Source organism: Olleya sp. ITB9 (assembly GCF_001315805.1).
Classification (GTDB): Bacteria; Bacteroidota; Bacteroidia; order Flavobacteriales; family Flavobacteriaceae; genus Olleya; species Olleya sediminilitoris.
This window is the reverse complement of record NZ_BCBW01000031.1, coordinates 78,532-96,102: the sequence shown is the minus strand read 5'-3', so window position 1 is coordinate 96,102 and position 17,571 is coordinate 78,532. Positions and strand designations below refer to the sequence as shown.

15 protein-coding genes are annotated in these 17,571 nt (G+C 31.6%); 7 read left to right on the top strand and 8 right to left on the bottom strand.

Translation table 11 applies throughout. From position 1 onward, the window contains the following. Nucleotides 1-51 precede the first annotated feature (51 nt). A complete protein-coding gene (locus ITB9_RS08640; protein WP_054851899.1) occupies nt 52-963 on the bottom strand; it encodes a dihydrofolate reductase in 912 nt (303 codons plus the stop codon). Between the two features lie 261 nt (nt 964-1,224). On the opposite strand from ITB9_RS08640, the gene ITB9_RS08635 reads away from it, so the two are divergent. Next, nucleotides 1,225-1,521 carry an isoamylase early set domain-containing protein gene (locus tag ITB9_RS08635; protein ID WP_054851898.1) on the top strand — a complete coding sequence of 99 codons (297 nt, stop codon included), beginning with the start codon at nt 1,225-1,227 and terminating at the stop codon, nt 1,519-1,521. A gap of 45 nt (nt 1,522-1,566) precedes the next feature. Here ITB9_RS08635 and ITB9_RS08630 read toward each other — a convergent pair whose 3' ends face one another. The 5 genes from ITB9_RS08630 to ITB9_RS08610 form a co-directional block, all read right to left on the bottom strand. Further along, nucleotides 1,567-2,391 (bottom strand): thymidylate synthase, encoded by an 825-nt coding sequence (locus tag ITB9_RS08630; protein ID WP_054851897.1) that lies wholly within the window; start codon nt 2,389-2,391, stop codon nt 1,567-1,569. A gap of 90 nt (nt 2,392-2,481) precedes the next feature. Continuing rightward, nucleotides 2,482-4,170 carry a NupC/NupG family nucleoside CNT transporter gene (locus ITB9_RS08625; RefSeq protein WP_054851896.1) on the bottom strand — a complete coding sequence of 563 codons (1,689 nt, stop codon included), beginning with the start codon at nt 4,168-4,170 and terminating at the stop codon, nt 2,482-2,484. Between the two features lie 10 nt (nt 4,171-4,180). After that, nucleotides 4,181-4,789 carry a bifunctional nuclease family protein gene (locus ITB9_RS08620; protein WP_028289540.1) on the bottom strand — a complete coding sequence of 203 codons (609 nt, stop codon included), beginning with the start codon at nt 4,787-4,789 and terminating at the stop codon, nt 4,181-4,183. Between the two features lie 114 nt (nt 4,790-4,903). Further along, nucleotides 4,904-5,866: an electron transfer flavoprotein subunit alpha/FixB family protein gene (locus ITB9_RS08615; RefSeq protein WP_054851901.1), complete on the bottom strand. Its 963-nt coding sequence runs from the start codon at nt 5,864-5,866 to the stop codon at nt 4,904-4,906. Nucleotides 5,867-5,966: 100 nt separating this feature from the next. Then, a complete protein-coding gene (locus ITB9_RS08610) occupies nt 5,967-6,713 on the bottom strand; it encodes an electron transfer flavoprotein subunit beta/FixA family protein (protein ID WP_028289542.1) in 747 nt (248 codons plus the stop codon). A gap of 241 nt (nt 6,714-6,954) precedes the next feature. Here ITB9_RS08610 and ITB9_RS08605 point away from each other — a divergent pair, with 241 nt between their 5' ends. From ITB9_RS08605 to ITB9_RS08585, 5 genes are all read left to right on the top strand, one after another. Beyond that, nucleotides 6,955-7,932 carry a pyruvate dehydrogenase complex E1 component subunit beta gene (locus tag ITB9_RS08605; RefSeq protein ID WP_028289543.1) on the top strand — a complete coding sequence of 326 codons (978 nt, stop codon included), beginning with the start codon at nt 6,955-6,957 and terminating at the stop codon, nt 7,930-7,932. Between the two features lie 79 nt (nt 7,933-8,011). After that, entirely contained in the window at nt 8,012-10,513 is a 2,502-nt protein-coding gene (locus ITB9_RS08600; protein ID WP_054851895.1) for a DUF5686 family protein, read from the top strand. 132 nt (nt 10,514-10,645) lie between these two features. After that, a complete protein-coding gene (locus tag ITB9_RS08595) occupies nt 10,646-11,173 on the top strand; it encodes an inorganic diphosphatase (RefSeq protein WP_028289545.1) in 528 nt (175 codons plus the stop codon). A 266-nt stretch (nt 11,174-11,439) separates the two neighbouring features. Further along, the gene (locus tag ITB9_RS08590) at nt 11,440-13,860 is read left to right on the top strand and encodes a sodium-translocating pyrophosphatase (protein ID WP_054851894.1); all 2,421 of its coding nucleotides are present in this window, start codon (nt 11,440-11,442) and stop codon (nt 13,858-13,860) included. A gap of 74 nt (nt 13,861-13,934) precedes the next feature. Beyond that, nucleotides 13,935-14,939 carry an App1 family protein gene (locus tag ITB9_RS08585; protein WP_028607326.1) on the top strand — a complete coding sequence of 335 codons (1,005 nt, stop codon included), beginning with the start codon at nt 13,935-13,937 and terminating at the stop codon, nt 14,937-14,939. A 160-nt stretch (nt 14,940-15,099) separates the two neighbouring features. On the opposite strand, the gene ITB9_RS08580 is transcribed toward ITB9_RS08585, so the two are convergent. Both ITB9_RS08580 and ITB9_RS08575 read right to left on the bottom strand, forming a co-directional pair. Then, the gene (locus ITB9_RS08580; protein WP_028289548.1) at nt 15,100-15,714 is read right to left on the bottom strand and encodes a deoxynucleoside kinase; all 615 of its coding nucleotides are present in this window, start codon (nt 15,712-15,714) and stop codon (nt 15,100-15,102) included. Between the two features lie 2 nt (nt 15,715-15,716). Then, nucleotides 15,717-16,496, bottom strand: coding sequence for a hypothetical protein (locus tag ITB9_RS08575; protein WP_054851893.1), 780 nt, complete (start codon nt 16,494-16,496; stop codon nt 15,717-15,719). Between the two features lie 152 nt (nt 16,497-16,648). Between ITB9_RS08575 and ITB9_RS08570 the strand changes: the two genes are divergently transcribed. After that, a complete protein-coding gene (locus ITB9_RS08570) occupies nt 16,649-17,563 on the top strand; it encodes a GLPGLI family protein (RefSeq protein ID WP_054851892.1) in 915 nt (304 codons plus the stop codon). The last annotated feature ends 8 nt before the right edge of the window (nt 17,564-17,571 follow it).

Below are 17,571 nucleotides of genomic sequence, written 5' to 3'. Positions count from 1 at the left end.
AAAAGCTGCTTAAATGTAGNGCTTTTTTTTTGTTTATATTTTTTTTCTGTTTTAAAGTTTTTCATAAGTTAAGAAAGAAAACTCGTAATCATGTTCACTATCTTTTTTATGGAATGTGTTTTCAGTTTCTTTCCATACGTTTAGGTCAACTTCTGGAAAAAAGGTATCAGCATCAAATGTTGAATGTACGCGAGTTAATTCTATTTTAGTAGCATAAGGCATTGCAAGTTTGTAAATTTCTCCACCACCAATAATAAAAGGTTGGGTGTCGTTTTTAGCATGTGCTATAGCTGCATCTAAACTATTTACCACTATAACACCTTCAGGAGCATTGTAATTTGTCTGTCTAGATATTACAATGTGTGTACGGTTTGGTAGCGGTTTTGGAAAGCTCTCAAATGTTTTACGACCCATAATTATATGGTGTCCTGAGGTTAAGGTCTTAAAACGTTTCAAATCGTCACGTAAATGCCATATAAGGTCATTGTTTTTACCAATTTCATTATTTTGTCCAGCAGCAACAATCATTGTTAAAGTGTTAGTTTTTGATAAAATTTGTTTTTCAAAAACTTCACTTTTTGCAATATGAAGATCTTCTTTTTCAATTTGATGTTTTAATTTTTCAATTCTAACCTTCTGTTTGTTAACTAATTTTTCTAATTGCTTTTTCTCCCAATCTTTACCCATAAATTTAGAGGTTACAAACACACTAAATAAGTGGTATAAAAAGAAAAATAACCAAGCCATAATAGCAAACACAAACCAGTCAATACCAAAAAACTTTGTTTCTTTTCCTATACCTAAAACTGTATTGGCTAATATTATAAATACAGCACCAATTAAAAATATGACAAAGTGTGCATATAAACGTTTTTTTTGCTTGATTCTACGTTGTGCATTTTTTATAAGTTCTAATTGCTCCTGATCGATTTTAGGAGTCTCTTTTTTCTTTTTTCCGAACATATATTAAGTTTATGATGTAAAGTTAGTGTTTTTATAATATTTAAGAATTTTATTTTTAAACGAAAGTCGTTTTAATTGATATTCAGTTGGTTAAGTTGTTGATGTGGTTTTATTAATAACAATTTATTTCACTTAAATTAACAAAAAAAATATTTTCCCTTAGTATTTTTAATAATCTGATAAAAGTTTAAAATTAATTATTTTTTATTTTGAAGACTTAAAAAATCTTGTCTAATTTAGATATTATAAAACCTTTATACTATGGCTATTAAAAAACAATTTTTAAAAAGTAAACCTATTTGTAAAGTTACCTTTACAGTTCCAGCAGCTGAAGCAGAAGAAGTTGTTGTAGCAGGAAATTGGAACAATTGGAACACTAAAGCTGAACCATTAAAAAAATTAAAAAACGGAACTTTTAAAGGGACTGTAAATCTGGAATCAGGACAAGCATACGAATTTAAATATGTAGTCGATGGACAATGGCAAAATGAAGTAGAGGCAGATGCTTACACTTGGAATGATTATGCTGACACAGATAATAGTGTAATTAATTTATAATAAAAACGCTTATAATTTTAAGCGTTTTTTATTATGTAATTATTTTTATACTGCTACAGCTCCTTTAATGTGAGGATGTGGATTATAGTTTTCTAATTTGAAATCTTCAAATTTGAAATCAAAAATATCCTTCACCTCAGGATTAATTGTCATTGTAGGTAATGGTCTAATCTCTCTAGATAATTGTAATTCTAACTGTTTAATATGATTGCTGTAAATGTGAGCATCACCAAAAGTGTGAACAAAGTCACCAGCTTTATAACCGCAAACCTGAGCTATCATCATTGTTAATAAAGCATATGAAGCAATATTAAATGGTACACCTAAAAAAGTATCTGCACTACGTTGATATAATTGACAAGACAATTTACCATTTGCTACATAAAATTGGAAAAAAGCATGACATGGTGGTAAAGCAGCTTTACCGTTAGCAACGTTTTCAGAAAAACTTTTTGAGGTATCAGGTAAAACAGAAGGATTCCATGCCGAAACTATCATACGTCGACTATCTGGATTGTTTTTTAAGCTATGTATAACGTCTTTTATTTGGTCTATCTCATCATTGTTCCAATTCCTCCATTGGTGTCCATAAACTGGACCTAAATCCCCATTCTCATCTGCCCAAGAATTCCATATTTTCACACCATTATCTGTAAGATAATTGATGTTTGTATCACCATTTAAAAACCAAAGTAATTCATAAATTATAGATTTTAAATGTAGTTTTTTAGTAGTTACCATTGGAAAACCTTCACTTAAATCAAAACGCATTTGATATCCAAATACACTTTTGGTTCCTGTTCCTGTTCTGTCCTCTTTAGTGTTTCCGTGTTCTAATATGTGTTTAACTAGGTCGTGGTATTGTTTCATTTTACAAAATTTCTAATATTTAAAAGTATAAAAAAGGGTTAACATTAAAATGTTAACCCTAAATAATATATCATAAAGTTATTAACTTAACTATCCAATAATCATACCTGCTATTGTTGCAGATATTAATGAGGCTATTGTACCTCCAAGTAAAGCTTTCATACCAAATTTAGATAACGTTTTGCGTTGTCCTGGAGCTAGAGATCCTATTCCTCCAATTTGGATTCCTATAGAAGCAAAATTTGCAAATCCGCACAACATATATGTAGCCATTATTATAGACTTTTCATACGATAAATGCGTAGCATTTGCTACATTTTTTAGATCTGCTAATTGTATATAACCGATAAACTCACTAGCAGCTAACTTAATACCTAATAACTGACCCATCAATGCCATATCTTGTTTAGCGACACCTATTAGCCACATTAATGGTGCAAATATGTATCCAAGTATTAATTCTAAAGATAAAGCTGTGTAACTGGTATTGGTTTTAATCCAATCATTAATGTAAGTTATGTCTCCAACCCAACCTAAAATACCATTTACCATGGCTATAAAGGCAACAAATACTAAAAGCATGGCACCTACATTAACAGCAAGTTTTAAACCTTCGGTTGTACCATTAGCTATAGCATCTAAAATGTTTGATCCAATTTTATCTTGAGATACTTCAACATCAGTATTAACATCTTCGGTTTGTGGAAATAATATTTTAGAGATTACAATTGCACCTGGAGCAGCCATTACAGATGCTGCCAATAAATGTTTAGCATAAAATAAACGCAATGTTTCATCATCACCTCCTAAAAAACCAATATATGCTGCAAGTACTGCACCTGCAACAGTTGCCATACCACCAATCATGACCAATAGCATTTCTGATTTAGTCATTTTTTCTAGGTAAGCTTTAATTAATAAAGGCGCTTCAGTTTGTCCCAAAAATATATTTCCTGCTACGCTTAAGCTTTCTGCTCCAGATATCTTCAGAGCTTTAGATAGCAACCATGCCATAGCTTGTACAACTTTTTGTATTATTCCTAAATAAAATAATAATGATGTTAATGCTGAAAAGAATATAATTGTAGGTAATACTTGAAAGGCAAAAATGAAACCAAAGGTGTCCATGTCAACAACTAAACCTTCAAATAAAAATTTACTTCCAGCTCTAGTAAAATCTAAGACACTTATAAATAATCCTCCAACAAATTCAAAAGCGGTTTTTATAAATTCTACTTTTAAAACTCCTATTGCAATAAGTAATTGGAAAGCTAAACCTATTCCAACAATTTTCCAATCTATTGCTTTTCTATTACTACTAAATAAAAATGCTATAAAAATTAGTGATAACATTCCTAGTGATCCTCTCCAAAAACTTGTAAAGGTAAAGCCACTACTTGGAATAATTTTTTCAGTTTCTGACACTAAGGTTTGGTCAGCAAGTTTTTCCTTAACATTAAAAGCGTAAATGTTTTCTTTTGATTTAAGTACTAAAGTCGAATCTGTAAGTTTTTGAACCTTAAATCTTTTTACTAAATCTGCAGGTGTATCGTAATAAAATACTAAAACATTATTTTGATGTATATAATCTCCCGATGACTTGTTGTAGCTAAAGGTTCCTTTTTTTATTGATAAAACATCTTTATTGGATAGGTTGATGTTTATTAATTCTAGTTTAGATTGACTAGCTTCTAATTGCCAATCTTTTTCGATATTTTGAGCAAAACTTGAAGCAGCACTTAATAGTATAGCTACAATCGCTAGTGTAAATTGTTTCATTGTAAAGGGATTAGCGTTTAGAGATTTCGTCTCTTATTTTAGCTGCTTTTTCATAATCTTCATTATTGACAGCTTCTTCTAAGAGGTTATGTAATTCCTCTGTAGATTTAGATATATAATCGTCTTGTGTTTGTTCTATTTCAAATTCTTCATTTAAAATATCATCTACTAAAATGTTATCAGGATCTTCGTCTTTAGTAGGATCTACTTTTAGATAAATTCCGGCTTTATCTAGTATGTTTTTATAAGTAAATATAGGTGCTTGAAAACGTAATGCTAATGCAATTGCATCGCTAGTTCGGGCATCAATAATTTCTTCTATTTTATCACGTTCGCAAATTAGTGATGAGTAAAAGACACCATCCACTAACTTATGAATAATAACTTGCTTAACAACAATATCAAACCTGTCAGCAAAGTTTTTAAATAAATCGTGAGTTAATGGTCTTGGAGGTTTAATTTCTTTTTCTAATGCTATAGCAATGGATTGTGCTTCAAAAGCACCAATAACGATAGGTAGTTTACGATCACCATCGACTTCATTTAAAATAAGTGCGTAAGCACCATTTTGTGTTTGGCTGTAAGAAATACCTTTAATATTTAATCGGACTAAACTCATAGTATATAAAAAACAAAGAACCGTTTAAATTAGGACTTTACCAAACTACAATAAGTAGTTTTTGTACATAATTTAAACAGTCCTTTGTTAATAAGAACTTAAATTTACTAAAAATTATGCGTTTGCTGCTTTAAACGCTTTTAATTTTTCGATAAGTTGTGGTACAACCTCAAAAGCATCACCTACAACTCCGTAATCTGCTGCTTTAAAGAAAGGTGCTTCTGGATCTGTGTTAACAACTACTTTAACTTTAGATGCATTAATACCTGCTAAGTGTTGTATTGCTCCAGAAATACCAATGGCTATATATAAGTTAGACGCTACAGGTTTTCCTGTTTGTCCTACGTGCTCACTGTGTGGTCTCCATCCTAAATCAGAAACTGGTTTTGAACATGCTGTTGCAGCACCTAAAACGTCTGCTAATTCTTCAACCATTCCCCAGTTTTCTGGTCCTTTTAATCCACGACCTGCAGACACAACTATTTCAGCATCAGCAATAGTTACTTTGTCTGTTGCTTTGTCTACAGACTCTACAGTAACTCCTGATGTTGGTAAGCTAGGCGAGAAATCTTCTGCTGCAGCATCACCAGTAGTTTCTACCAATCCAAATGAGTTGTTAGATACTCCAACAATTTTTACATCTGTATCAATAGTTGTAAGGTTAAATGCTTTGTTAGTAAATGCAGTACGTTTTACTGTAAATGGAGCAGTAGAGCTTGGTGCTTCTACTACGTTTGAAGCATAACCAGCTTCTAATCCAACTGATAAAATTGGAGCTAAATATTTACTGTCCGCACTTTGGCTAACAATAACTACTTTTGCGTCTTCATTTTTTGCTGCTTGAGCAATTGCAGAGGCATATGATTTTGCATTAAAGTTATTTAATGAAGCGTCAGATATTTTTAATACCTTATTAACTCCATATTGTCCTAATTCTGAAACATCATTAGCGTTAACTGCAACAGCAGTAACAGTTGTTCCCATTTGGTCTGCAACTGCTTTGGCGTATGATGCAACTTCAAGAGCGGTTTTTTTAAACGCTCCGTTTTCTGATTCTGTATATACTAAAACTGACATATTTTTTTGTTTTGTCATCCTGAACTTGTTTCAGGATTTCATTAATATTTTGTTAACTTTTAAAGATTCCAAATCAAATTTGGGATGAATTAATTTTAAATTAAATCACTTTAGCTTCGTTATGTAATAAGCTAACTAACTCGTCTAAATTGTCTGGAGCAACTAATGTTACTGCACCTTTAGGAGCTGGTTTTTCAAATTTAACAGTAGTCGTTTCTACTGTAGCACCTGTTGGCTCAACAACTGTTAAAGGTTTTTTTCTAGCCATCATGATACCTCTCATGTTAGGTATACGTAAATCACTTTCTTCAACTAATCCCTTTTGACCTGCAATAACTAAAGGTAAAGTTGTGCTAACAGTTTCTTTTCCTCCATCAATTTCTCTTGTAGCTTTAGCATTTGTTCCGTCTAACTCTAAACTAATACAGTTAGTTACAAAATTAGCTTCAATCATTTCTGCAACCATACCAGGTACCATTCCACCATTGTAGTCTATAGATTCACGACCAGCAATGACTAAATCATAACTACCTTCTTTTACAACGTTTGCAATTTCTTTAGCAACTTGGTATCCATCTTTAGCTTCAGCATTTACTCTAATTGCAGTATCTGCTCCAATAGCTAATGCTTTACGTAATGTAGGTTCTGTTTCAGCACCTCCAACGTTAACTACATCTACAGATGCACCTTGTTTCTCTTTAAACCACATAGCACGAGTTAAACCAAATTCGTCATTTGGATTAATTACATATTGTACTCCTGTTGTGTCAAATTTTGAATCTCCATCTGTAAAATTAATTTTTGATGTCGTATCTGGCACATGACTAATACACACTAAAATTTTCATATTTATTCTGTTTTTATGAGTTCTTTTATGTTAGATTTAATCAACTATAACGATATAGTTAGTCTAACTTTTCTTTAAATTTCAATAAAATTTAAGATTATAAAAAGCTCTTAAATCTTACGGTTACGAAGATAATTATTTATTTCTTAAAAATACTATGCATGCATAGTAAATTTTAAATAATTCTTTAGTTAAAAGTTTTTCATTTATTGTTATTTTTGCTTTTCAAATTATTATTTAGATGAAGACAATTCAATTTAGAGAAGCTATTTGCGAAGCAATGAGCGAGGAAATGCGCAGAGATGAAAGCATTTTTTTAATGGGTGAAGAAGTAGCAGAATATAATGGTGCCTACAAAGCGTCAAAAGGTATGTTAGACGAGTTTGGTGCAAAACGTGTTATAGATACACCAATTGCAGAACTTGGTTTTGCAGGTATTGCTATTGGATCAACCATGACAGGTAACAGACCAATTGTAGAGTATATGACGTTTAACTTTTCATTGGTTGGTATAGATCAAATAATAAACAATGCAGCTAAAATTAGACAAATGTCTGGAGGACAATTTAATTGCCCAATAGTATTTAGAGGTCCTACAGCAAGTGCAGGTCAGTTAGCAGCAACACACTCTCAAGCTTTTGAAAATTGGTTTGCAAACACACCAGGTTTAAAAGTAGTTGTCCCATCTAATCCATATGATGCTAAAGGATTATTAAAATCTGCAATACGTGATAACGATCCAGTGATTTTTATGGAAAGTGAGCAGATGTATGGTGATAAAGGTGAAGTGCCAGAAGGTGAGTACACTATCCCATTAGGAGTTGCAGAAATTAAAAGAGAAGGAACAGATGTAACAATTGTATCGTTTGGTAAAATTATAAAGGAAGCTTATATCGCTGCAGATAAATTAGCAGAAGAAGGTATTTCTTGTGAGATTATAGACCTTCGTACGGTTCGTCCAATGGATAGAAAAGCTATTTTAGAGTCTGTTAAGAAAACGAATAGATTAATTGTGTTAGAAGAAGCTTGGCCTTTTGGTAATGTAGCAACTGAAATCACATATTTAGTACAAAGTGAAGCATTTGATTATTTGGATGCTCCTGTAGTAAAAATTAATACAGCAGATACACCTGCACCATACTCTCCAGTATTGTTAGCAGAATGGTTACCAGACCATAAAGATGTTATTGCAGCTGTAAAAAAAGTAATGTACAAATAAAAAATGTACATTTAGATATATCAAAAGCTTCATTAGCACGTTTTGTTGATGAAGCTTTTTTGTTTTTTAATCCCCAAATATGACTAGTAGACTTTTTTATTTTTGTTTTCTTATTGGTACCATTTGTACATTTGCACAAACTAAAGTTAGTGGACATGTCTACGATGAGAATAATCAACCAGTTTCCTTTGCAAATGTAGTGTTTAAAGGGAGTTCTGTTGGAGTAATAACCAACGAAGATGGACGTTTTTACATGGAAGATGATAATACTTGGGACACGTTACTAGTGTCTTTTATTAGTTTTGAAACCCAAGAAATTTCATTGGATAAAAAAGTAAACTATGATTTAAAAGTGGTTTTAAAAGAAGAAGTTGCAGCTCTTGATGAAGTTGTAATTGTTTCTGGTAAACAACCTAAAAAAAATAATCCTGCTATTGATATTTTAAGAAAAATTTGGGCTAATAAGCGTAGTAACGGATTAAAAAAATACAAACAATACCAATACGATAAATATGAGAAAGTAGAGTTTGACCTTAATACTATAGACAGTTCTTTAATAGAAAGTAAATTGTTTAAAGGTATGGAGTTTGTTTTTGAGCAAGTAGATACTTCAAGCGTTACAGGTAAAACCTATTTGCCCATGTTTATTAATGAGTCTTCAAGTCAAGTTTATGGAGATAACTTAATTAATCAAAAACGTGACGTTTTAAAAGGAAACAAAAATTCTGGTTTTAGTAATAACCAAATTATTATAGATTTTGTAGACGATTTGTATTCAGATTATGATGTCTACGATAACTATTTAAAGTTTTTTGACAAAAGCTTTACAAGTCCAATTTCTAGAACAGGGATCCAAACCTATAATTACGTTTTAGCAGACAGTAGTTACATAGACAATAAATGGTGTTACAACATTATTTATTATCCAAGACGTAAAAACGAACTAACTTTTAAAGGCGATTTTTGGGTTGCAGATACCACTTATGCAATTAAAGAAATTAACATGCAAGCCTCTAAAAGTGCTAATATAAACTGGGTAAAAGAAATTTATATAGAGCAAGAGTTTGAAGTGTTAAACGATTCAGTCTTTCTTATAAAACGTGATTATTTTATGAGTGATTTTGCTTTTAATAAAAAAGAAAAATCCAAAGGTATTTATGGAAAGCGTACAACCTTATATGATAATTATAAGTTTGATATCGAGAAAGACCCAAAATTTTACAAAGAAAAAGTATATAGTTTTGATCAAGATTTATACAATCAAGATGATAGCTTTTGGGAGAAAAACAGAATGGAATCCTTAAATAAAGACGAAAAAGGAGTTTATGTCATGTTAGACTCGCTTAAAAATACCAAAAAGTTTAAACGTCTGTATAACTTAGGAAGTATTTTAGCATCTGGTTATATAGAGTTTCCTGATTTAAATTTAGATTATGGACCTATTTTTTCAACCTTTGGTTACAATGATGTTGAAGGTTTAAGACTTAGAGCTGGAGGACGTACCTATTTTGGACAAAACGATTTATGGCGAATTGAAGGATTTACAGCCTACGGATTTAGAGATAATAAATTTAAATATGGATTATCTGGTAAATGGTTATTAGATAAAAAAAGTCGTTTAATTATTTCTGGAGGTAATCGAAGAGATGTTGAGCAGATAGGAGCCAGTTTAACCACTAGTACAGATGTTTTAGGTCGAAGTTTAGCCAGTAGCTCTGTAGTTGGAACTGGGATTAATGATAAGTTAACAAATATAAATTTAAGTACATTATCAATCGAAGCTGAGCCCTTTAGAAACTTTATAACTCGTCTAAGTACAAGTTACAGGACGTTAGAGTCTGCATCGCAAACGTTTAGTTTGGATTATTACACAGACGATACCCAAACAACAACAGAGTCAGAAATTAAACAATACGAAACCTCAATGTCAATGTCCTTTTTTCCTAAAAGAGAAATGACAGGTTTTGGTGTAGAACGACGTACTAAAAATGATGATTTTGCAAGACTATTTGCACAAATAACCTTAGGAGATAAAAGTATTTTAAATAGTGATTTTGATTATACACGCTTACAGTTTTCTTACACACAACCTTGGTCTTTAGGTGGATTTGGACGCCTGTTTACTACCATTGAAGCAGGTAAGATTTTTGGAGAAGTGCCATTAGGATTGCTAAGTGTAGTACCTGGTAATCAAAGTTATTTTTCAATATATAACACATTTTCTAATTTAGATTTTTACGAGTTTGTAACCGATGAGTATGCAACATTACACATAGAGCATAATTTTAATGGTCGTTTATTTTCCCGTATTCCATTTCTTAAAAAATATAATTTAAGAGCCATTGTTGGAGCAAGAGGTGTGATAGGAGATGTAAGTCAAGAAAATAGAGCTATTAATGCCTCTGGATTATTGTATAGAGCACCAAGTAAAGAAGCTTATTACGAGTATAGTGTTGGTGTAGGTAACATCTTTAAAGTGTTTAGAATAGATTTTAATTTTAGAGGAAACTATCTAAATCCAATAACTAATCCTGACGCCAGAAAATTTGGTGTTACAGGTAGTTTTGGATTTTATTTTTAACAATACCTAAAGTAGGCTATGTAAATCCGCAAAATTATCTTGTCAAAACCTTAAAAATCTCGTACTTTCGCAATCTCAAAAAGTTCAATTTGAAATATAATTTAGCTTAAATAAAACCAATATATAAAGTTTATGAGTCAAGAAGCAAATCTAACATTTGACGTATTAATAGAGATACCAAAAGGAAGCAGAAATAAATATGAATACGATTTTGAATTAAATAAAATCCGTTTTGATCGTATGTTATTTTCTTCAATGATGTATCCAGGAGATTACGGTTTTATACCAGAAACATTAGCATTAGATGGTGATCCATTAGATGTTTTAGTTTTAGGTCATGAACCAACATATCCAATGGTAGTAATGGAAGTTAGACCAATTGGTGTTTTCCATATGACAGACGAAAAAGGACCAGACGAAAAAATTATCTGTGTACCAGTTTCAGATCCAATCTGGAGTAATAATAATGATATTAGTGATTTAAATCCACATAGATTAAAAGAAATTGAACACTTCTTTAAAGTTTATAAAGATTTAGAAAAGAAAAAAGTAGATACAGGTGGATGGGGAAATGCTGAAGAAGCTGTAAAAATCTTTCACGAATGTGTTGATCGTTATGATAAAAGCGAACATAAAGATAAACGTACTTTTGCTATCTAATTAGTAAAAAATATAACATAATTTTAAAGCCTTTCACTTTATAAAGTGAAAGGCTTTTTTTATTGTTTCAATTAATAGTGTTGGTTGTGATATTTGTTGTTTGGTTTGATGATTAGTTAGTATTGTGCTTTTCTTGATGTGTTTTATTGATGATATCTTTATTTAATGGTTAAAAATATTAGATATTAATATTTTTGTTTTAATTGATTTTGTTACATTTACGAGAACTAAAAAACTATTAATACTAATTAATCAAAAAAACTTATATGGAATCAATGATGATATGGATGCCTATTGTTATGGCAATTTTAGGCTTAATTTATATGGTTGTCAAACAATCTTGGGTTATGAAGCAAGACGCTGGAGATGGAAAAATGAAAGAGATTTCAGATCATATCTACCAAGGTGCTTTAGCTTTTCTAAATGCCGAGTACAGATTGCTAGCTGTTTTTGTAGTTATAGTCAGTGTGCTATTAGCAGTGGTCGCTTATTTTGTGCCAACAACTAGTTATTTAATTGTAATAGCATTTATTTTTGGAGCTGTATTTTCTGCTTTCGCAGGAAATATTGGAATGAAAATAGCAACTAAAACAAATGTTAGAACAACTCAAGCTGCTAAAACTAGTTTACCAAAAGCCTTAAATATCTCTTTTGGTGGAGGTACAGTTATGGGACTTGGTGTTGCTGGACTTGCAGTGTTAGGTTTAACAGCTTTTTTTATTGTGTTTTATAAGTTTGTGTTTATGCCTGAGGGTTGGACCAATACTGATGATATGACTTTAGTCCTAGAAACTTTAGCTGGTTTCTCATTAGGAGCAGAATCTATTGCATTATTTGCACGTGTTGGTGGTGGTATTTATACTAAAGCTGCAGATGTTGGTGCAGATTTAGTTGGTAAAGTAGAAGCAGGAATTCCAGAGGATGATCCTAGAAATCCAGCAACTATTGCAGATAATGTTGGAGATAATGTTGGTGATGTTGCTGGTATGGGAGCCGATTTATTTGGTTCGTATGTTGCAACAGTATTAGCAGCAATGGTTTTAGGTAATTATGTTATAAAAGATATGGGAGGAAATATAGATGATGCATTTGGTGGTATTGGTCCTATTTTATTGCCTATGGCAATAGCTGGAGCAGGTATTATTATTTCAATAATTGGTACTGTTTTAGTAAAAATTAAAAGTAATGATGCTAAAGAAGCTCAAGTTATGGGAGCTTTAAACTTAGGTAACTGGGTGTCAATTGCCTTAGTTGCAGCAGCTTGTTTTGGATTAGTAACTTGGATGCTTCCAGATACTATGCAAATGAAATTTTTTGGTGAAGGTACTCTAGAAATTTCTTCGATGCGTGTCTTTTATGCAACCTTAGTTGGATTATTTGTTGGTGCAGTGATTTCTTCTGTAACCGAGTATTATACTGGCTTAGGTAAAAAACCAATCTTAAAAATTGTACAACAATCTAGTACAGGAGCAGGAACAAATATTATTGCAGGATTAGCAACAGGTATGATTTCTACTTTTCCTTCGGTATTGTTATTTGCAGGAGCAATTTGGTCCTCTTATGCTTTAGCAGGATTTTATGGTGTCGCTTTAGCAGCATCTGCTATGATGGCAACAACAGCTATGCAATTAGCAATTGATGCTTTTGGACCAATTTCTGATAATGCAGGTGGAATTGCAGAAATGAGCGAGCAAGATCCTATCGTTAGAGAGCGTACAGATATATTAGATTCGGTTGGAAATACAACTGCAGCTACAGGTAAAGGATTTGCTATTGCCTCTGCAGCATTAACCTCATTAGCACTATTTGCAGCTTATGTAACCTTTACAGGTATTGATGGAATTAATATTTTTAAAGCACCTGTTTTAGCAATGTTATTTGTTGGAGGTATGGTACCAGTTGTATTTTCAGCTTTAGCCATGAATGCAGTTGGTAAAGCAGCTATGGAGATGGTACAAGAAGTCCGTCGTCAGTTTAAAGATATTCCTGGTATTATGGAAGGTACAGGTAAGCCAGAATACGATAAATGTGTAGCAATATCTACACAAGCGTCTTTAAAAGAAATGATGTTGCCTGGTTTATTAACTATTGGATTTCCTTTGGTTATTGCTTTTGTGCCAATGTTATTTGGAATGAATCCTATGGCTATAGCCGAAATGCTAGGAGGTTATATGGCAGGTGTAACTGTGTCTGGTGTTTTATGGGCAATTTTTCAAAATAATGCTGGTGGAGCATGGGACAATGCTAAAAAGTCTTTTGAAGCTGGTGTAGAAATTAATGGCGAAATGACCTTTAAAGGAAGTGATGCGCATAAAGCAGCAGTAACAGGAGATACTGTTGGTGACCCGTTTAAAGATACTTCAGGTCCATCTATGAATATATTGATTAAATTAACCTGTTTAATAGGTTTAGTTATTGCTCCAATTTTAGGAGGTCATACAGAAACTGGTGTCGCTAATACCAAAGAAATTACTATTGAAAAGGAAATGAAGATTGAAAATAATACAGCTGTAGCTACAATTATTTATACTGTAATTGAAAACGGAAAAGTGGTAACTAAAGAGGAAACTTTTGAAGGCTCTAAGTTAGATGTAGAAGCAAAAATTAAGGACTTTGAAAAAGATAATAATCAAGCCAATGAAGCTAATAAAAAAATAATTCAGAACGTAAATATTACAAAAGGTTAATCTGTCCTTTAAAATTAAAAATTTTAAACCTGCTAATTTGATTAGCAGGTTTTTTTTGTATTATATTTGAGGTAATGAGTTGGTTTAGGAAAGATCCGTTACAAATTATTTCGTTTTTAAGTTATGGTACGTCAAACCATTTCTATCATCGTGGACGTGCGTTAGAGGATGAGACTATTGATTTAGATCAAAAAAGTTTGTATAATCTTATTTTAAATACGTGGAAAAGATTTGAAACAGACGAAATCAAAAATACTAAGTTAAAGGTGACTTTACCTAATAATAAGGTGTTTTATGTCCAAACTGATAAAGATGGTTATTATAAAATTGAAGAAAATATTGATGGATTGGAGCTATTAATTAATAGTGAAGGTTGGTTAAATTTTGAAGTATCTTACAGTGAGCCATCTATAAAGAGGACCATTCAAAATAAAAATAAATTCCCAGCCGAGTTATTAATACCAAAATTAGATTCTGATTTTGCTGTGATTAGTGATATTGATGATACAATATTACACACAGGTGTTGTATCTATTTTAAAATGGCGTGTATTGTATAATACGTTTTTAAAACATGCCCAAAATAGAATTCCGTTAGAAGGTGCTGCAGATTTTTATCACTTATTACATAAAGGTCCAAGTGGTAATAAGGCTAATCCTATTTTTTATGTTAGCCACAGTCCTTGGAATTTGTATCGCTATTTAGAGTTTTTTTTAAGAACTAATAATTTTCCTAAAGGTCCTATTTTACTTAGAAGTTTTAAAACCATTTTTAAAAAAAAGTCTTCGACTTGTAAGCCAGATAAGCAGTTGGAGATTGAAAATATTTTGAAAACTTATCCTGATTTACCTGTTATTTTGGTTGGTGATAGTGGAGAGCACGATCCTGATATTTACTTAAAATTAGTAAATACGTATCCTAATAGGATTAAGGCTGTGTATTTAAGAAGTGTGGATGATAAGCGTAAGACTAAACGTGTTAAGGACCTATTGTCTAATTATAAAGACACACCTGTGTTATTAGTTAACTCTAGCAAAGAGGCTATTATACATGCTAAAAGTCATGGACTTATCAAGTAAGCCTGCGTTAGTGATAGTAGTGGCATCCTTTTTTATATTGTTTTACTGTTTTGTGAAGTATGAGCAAAATAGTTATAAAACAAATAAAAAAGATATAACGGATAGCACGACGTTTATCCTGAACTAAATTCAGGATAAAGGTAACGCCCAAATTATTTTTTTAGAACAAACCGTTTATTTCGGCGTCTATTTTATTAATTATAAATCCTAAGTCTTCAGGATTTGCCACAAAGTCCATATTGTCTACATCTATTACTAATAGGTTGCCTTTATTGTAACCATGTATCCAAGCTTCGTAACGCTCATTAAGCCTGCTTAAATAGTCGATGCTTATTGAGTTTTCATAGTCACGTCCACGTTTATGTATTTGAGAGACTAGATTTGGAATGGAGCTTCGTAAGTAAATCAGTAAATCTGGTCCTGCAACAAAACCTTCCATTAGCTCAAAAAGGGATTTGTAGTTTTCAAAATCACGGTTGGTCATCAAGCCCATTGCATGTAAGTTAGGTGCAAAAATGTGTGCATCTTCATAAATGGTTCGGTCTTGAATAATATCTTTTCCGCTTTCGCGAATTTGTGATACTTGTCTAAAACGACTATTTAAAAAGTAAACTTGTAGATTAAAGCTCCAACGCTCCATTTGATTGTAAAAATCGTCAAGATATGGGTTGTCTACAACGTCTTCTAACTGAGCTTCCCAATTAAAATGTTTGGCTAATAAATTTGTAAGCGTTGTTTTTCCTGCTCCTATGTTTCCTGCTATGGCAACGTGCATGATTAGTCTATTTTAAATTGGTATTGATAAAGTGTTTTGCGACTGTAAATATACAGGATTTGATTGGTTACAGAAAACTGACTTATTAACATATTTGGTAATACTATGGAAGACAGTGACTTGGTTTTGTGATTATAATAAATTAATCCGTTTTCTTTTTTTATTACTAGATCTTCATTGTTTGCTTTTACGCTTAAATAGTTGTCATTTTTTATTTTATAAACCAAACTTCCAAAATAATTATAGCAGTACAGGTAGTTTTGTGTAAGTAACCAACAGTAATTATAGCTGCTGGTTAGGTCTAAAACTTTTGAGGTTATTGGTATGGTTTTATAACGCGTAGTTTGTGTTTTGTAATCATATAGCTCCAAATACTGAAAATCTTGATTAAATAACCAAAGCGTATTGTCAAAACCTGTTGTTATGTGTGAAATATTTTTATAATTATCTAATGCGTTAAAGTCTATTTTAAATATTTCGGTTAACCTATTATCTAAAATAACTACTGTATTAAGATCTGCATAAAAAGCATTAATTTTTAATGGATTAAAAGTGTGTACACTGGTAATGTTTCCTAACTGAATACTACTGTAATTATAAGTGTTGTTTTTGCTTTTTTTAATTAAAATATTGTCTTTAATGATGTAAAGATTGTCAAAATTATTTTTAGCTATAAAAAGGTCTGCATTTATACTGTCTTTTTGTATTAGTTGCGTGGTTATTGGTTGTTGCGCCAATAATGAAACTGATATAAAATAAATAGTGATTAGGATATATTTCATGAATTACCAATGTACAAAAAGTAATCCAAAACGTAACAAGTTAATATTTAAGTCTACAAATTTAATTATTAGCATTTTTTTAACATTTAATAATTAAACTATTAAGATTCTATAAGGTCTTAACATAGTATTAATACAATAAACATATAATAATGAGATTAAAATCTACCTTTAAAAGCCTAACTATTGCATTGGTTATGGTTATTACCGCTAATAGCTTTGCTCAAGATAGTTTTCAGGGTCAAGCTATATACATGTCAAAAACTACTGTAGATATGGATAGTTTTGGTGGTCGTGATATGAGTCCTGAACGTAAAAAGGCAATCACAGAGCGTATGAAAAGTATGCTTGAGAAAACATTTATTTTAGATTTTAATAAAACCGAATCAACGTATAAAGAAGATGAGGCTTTAGAGTCACCAAGTGGAGGAAGAGGTTTTAGATTTGGAGGAATGACCTCTGCTGGAACTGTTTACAAAAACGTTAAAGACAATCAATTATTACAAGATCAGGAGTTTTTTGGGAAACAATTTTTAATCAAAGATAGTCTTACAACTTTTGAATGGAAAATAAGTGGTGAGTCTAAGCAAATTGGACAATACACATGTTTTAAAGCTACAGCAACAAAAAAAGTTGATGCTGCTGATTGGACGAATATGAGACGTAGAGGAGGAAGAGATGGAAGACAAGATAATGATAAAAAAAATACAGCTGAAGCTAAACAAGATAGTACAAAGGTAAAAGGAGATAAAGATCCTTTTGAAAATATTGAAATACCTGAAGAAGTAGAGGTTACTGCTTGGTATACTATGAGTATTCCAGTAAATAGTGGGCCAGACGAATATTGGGGATTACCAGGTTTAATTTTAGAGGTCAACTCTGGACGTACAACAATTTTGTGTACCAAAATTGTGTTAAATCCAGCAGATAAAGATGAAATTAAAAAACCAACTAAGGGTAAAGAAATCTCTCAAGAAGATTATCAAGCTACTGTTAAAAAGAAAATGGAAGAAATGCGCGAAATGTTTAGATCAAGAGGAGGTCGTGGTGGACGTGGTCGTAATTAATTTTTAAA

What these genes read in the sequence shown, in the direction of transcription:
- ITB9_RS08630 (WP_054851897.1), bottom strand. Translation starts at nt 2,391, where the DNA reads ATGAAACAATACCACGACCTAGTTAAACACATATTAGAACACGGAAAC.
- ITB9_RS08635 (WP_054851898.1), top strand. Translation starts at nt 1,225, where the DNA reads ATGGCTATTAAAAAACAATTTTTAAAAAGTAAACCTATTTGTAAAGTT.
- ITB9_RS08575 (WP_054851893.1), bottom strand. Translation starts at nt 16,496, where the DNA reads ATGAAATATATCCTAATCACTATTTATTTTATATCAGTTTCATTATTG.
- ITB9_RS08570 (WP_054851892.1), top strand. Translation starts at nt 16,649, where the DNA reads ATGAGATTAAAATCTACCTTTAAAAGCCTAACTATTGCATTGGTTATG.
- ITB9_RS08615 (WP_054851901.1), bottom strand. Translation starts at nt 5,866, where the DNA reads ATGTCAGTTTTAGTATATACAGAATCAGAAAACGGAGCGTTTAAAAAA.
- ITB9_RS08590 (WP_054851894.1), top strand. Translation starts at nt 11,440, where the DNA reads ATGGAATCAATGATGATATGGATGCCTATTGTTATGGCAATTTTAGGC.
- ITB9_RS08625 (WP_054851896.1), bottom strand. Translation starts at nt 4,170, where the DNA reads ATGAAACAATTTACACTAGCGATTGTAGCTATACTATTAAGTGCTGCT.
- ITB9_RS08640 (WP_054851899.1), bottom strand. Translation starts at nt 963, where the DNA reads ATGTTCGGAAAAAAGAAAAAAGAGACTCCTAAAATCGATCAGGAGCAA.
- ITB9_RS08595 (WP_028289545.1), top strand. Translation starts at nt 10,646, where the DNA reads ATGAGTCAAGAAGCAAATCTAACATTTGACGTATTAATAGAGATACCA.
- ITB9_RS08605 (WP_028289543.1), top strand. Translation starts at nt 6,955, where the DNA reads ATGAAGACAATTCAATTTAGAGAAGCTATTTGCGAAGCAATGAGCGAG.
- ITB9_RS08610 (WP_028289542.1), bottom strand. Translation starts at nt 6,713, where the DNA reads ATGAAAATTTTAGTGTGTATTAGTCATGTGCCAGATACGACATCAAAA.
- ITB9_RS08600 (WP_054851895.1), top strand. Translation starts at nt 8,012, where the DNA reads ATGACTAGTAGACTTTTTTATTTTTGTTTTCTTATTGGTACCATTTGT.
- ITB9_RS08620 (WP_028289540.1), bottom strand. Translation starts at nt 4,789, where the DNA reads ATGAGTTTAGTCCGATTAAATATTAAAGGTATTTCTTACAGCCAAACA.
- ITB9_RS08580 (WP_028289548.1), bottom strand. Translation starts at nt 15,714, where the DNA reads ATGCACGTTGCCATAGCAGGAAACATAGGAGCAGGAAAAACAACGCTT.
- ITB9_RS08585 (WP_028607326.1), top strand. Translation starts at nt 13,935, where the DNA reads ATGAGTTGGTTTAGGAAAGATCCGTTACAAATTATTTCGTTTTTAAGT.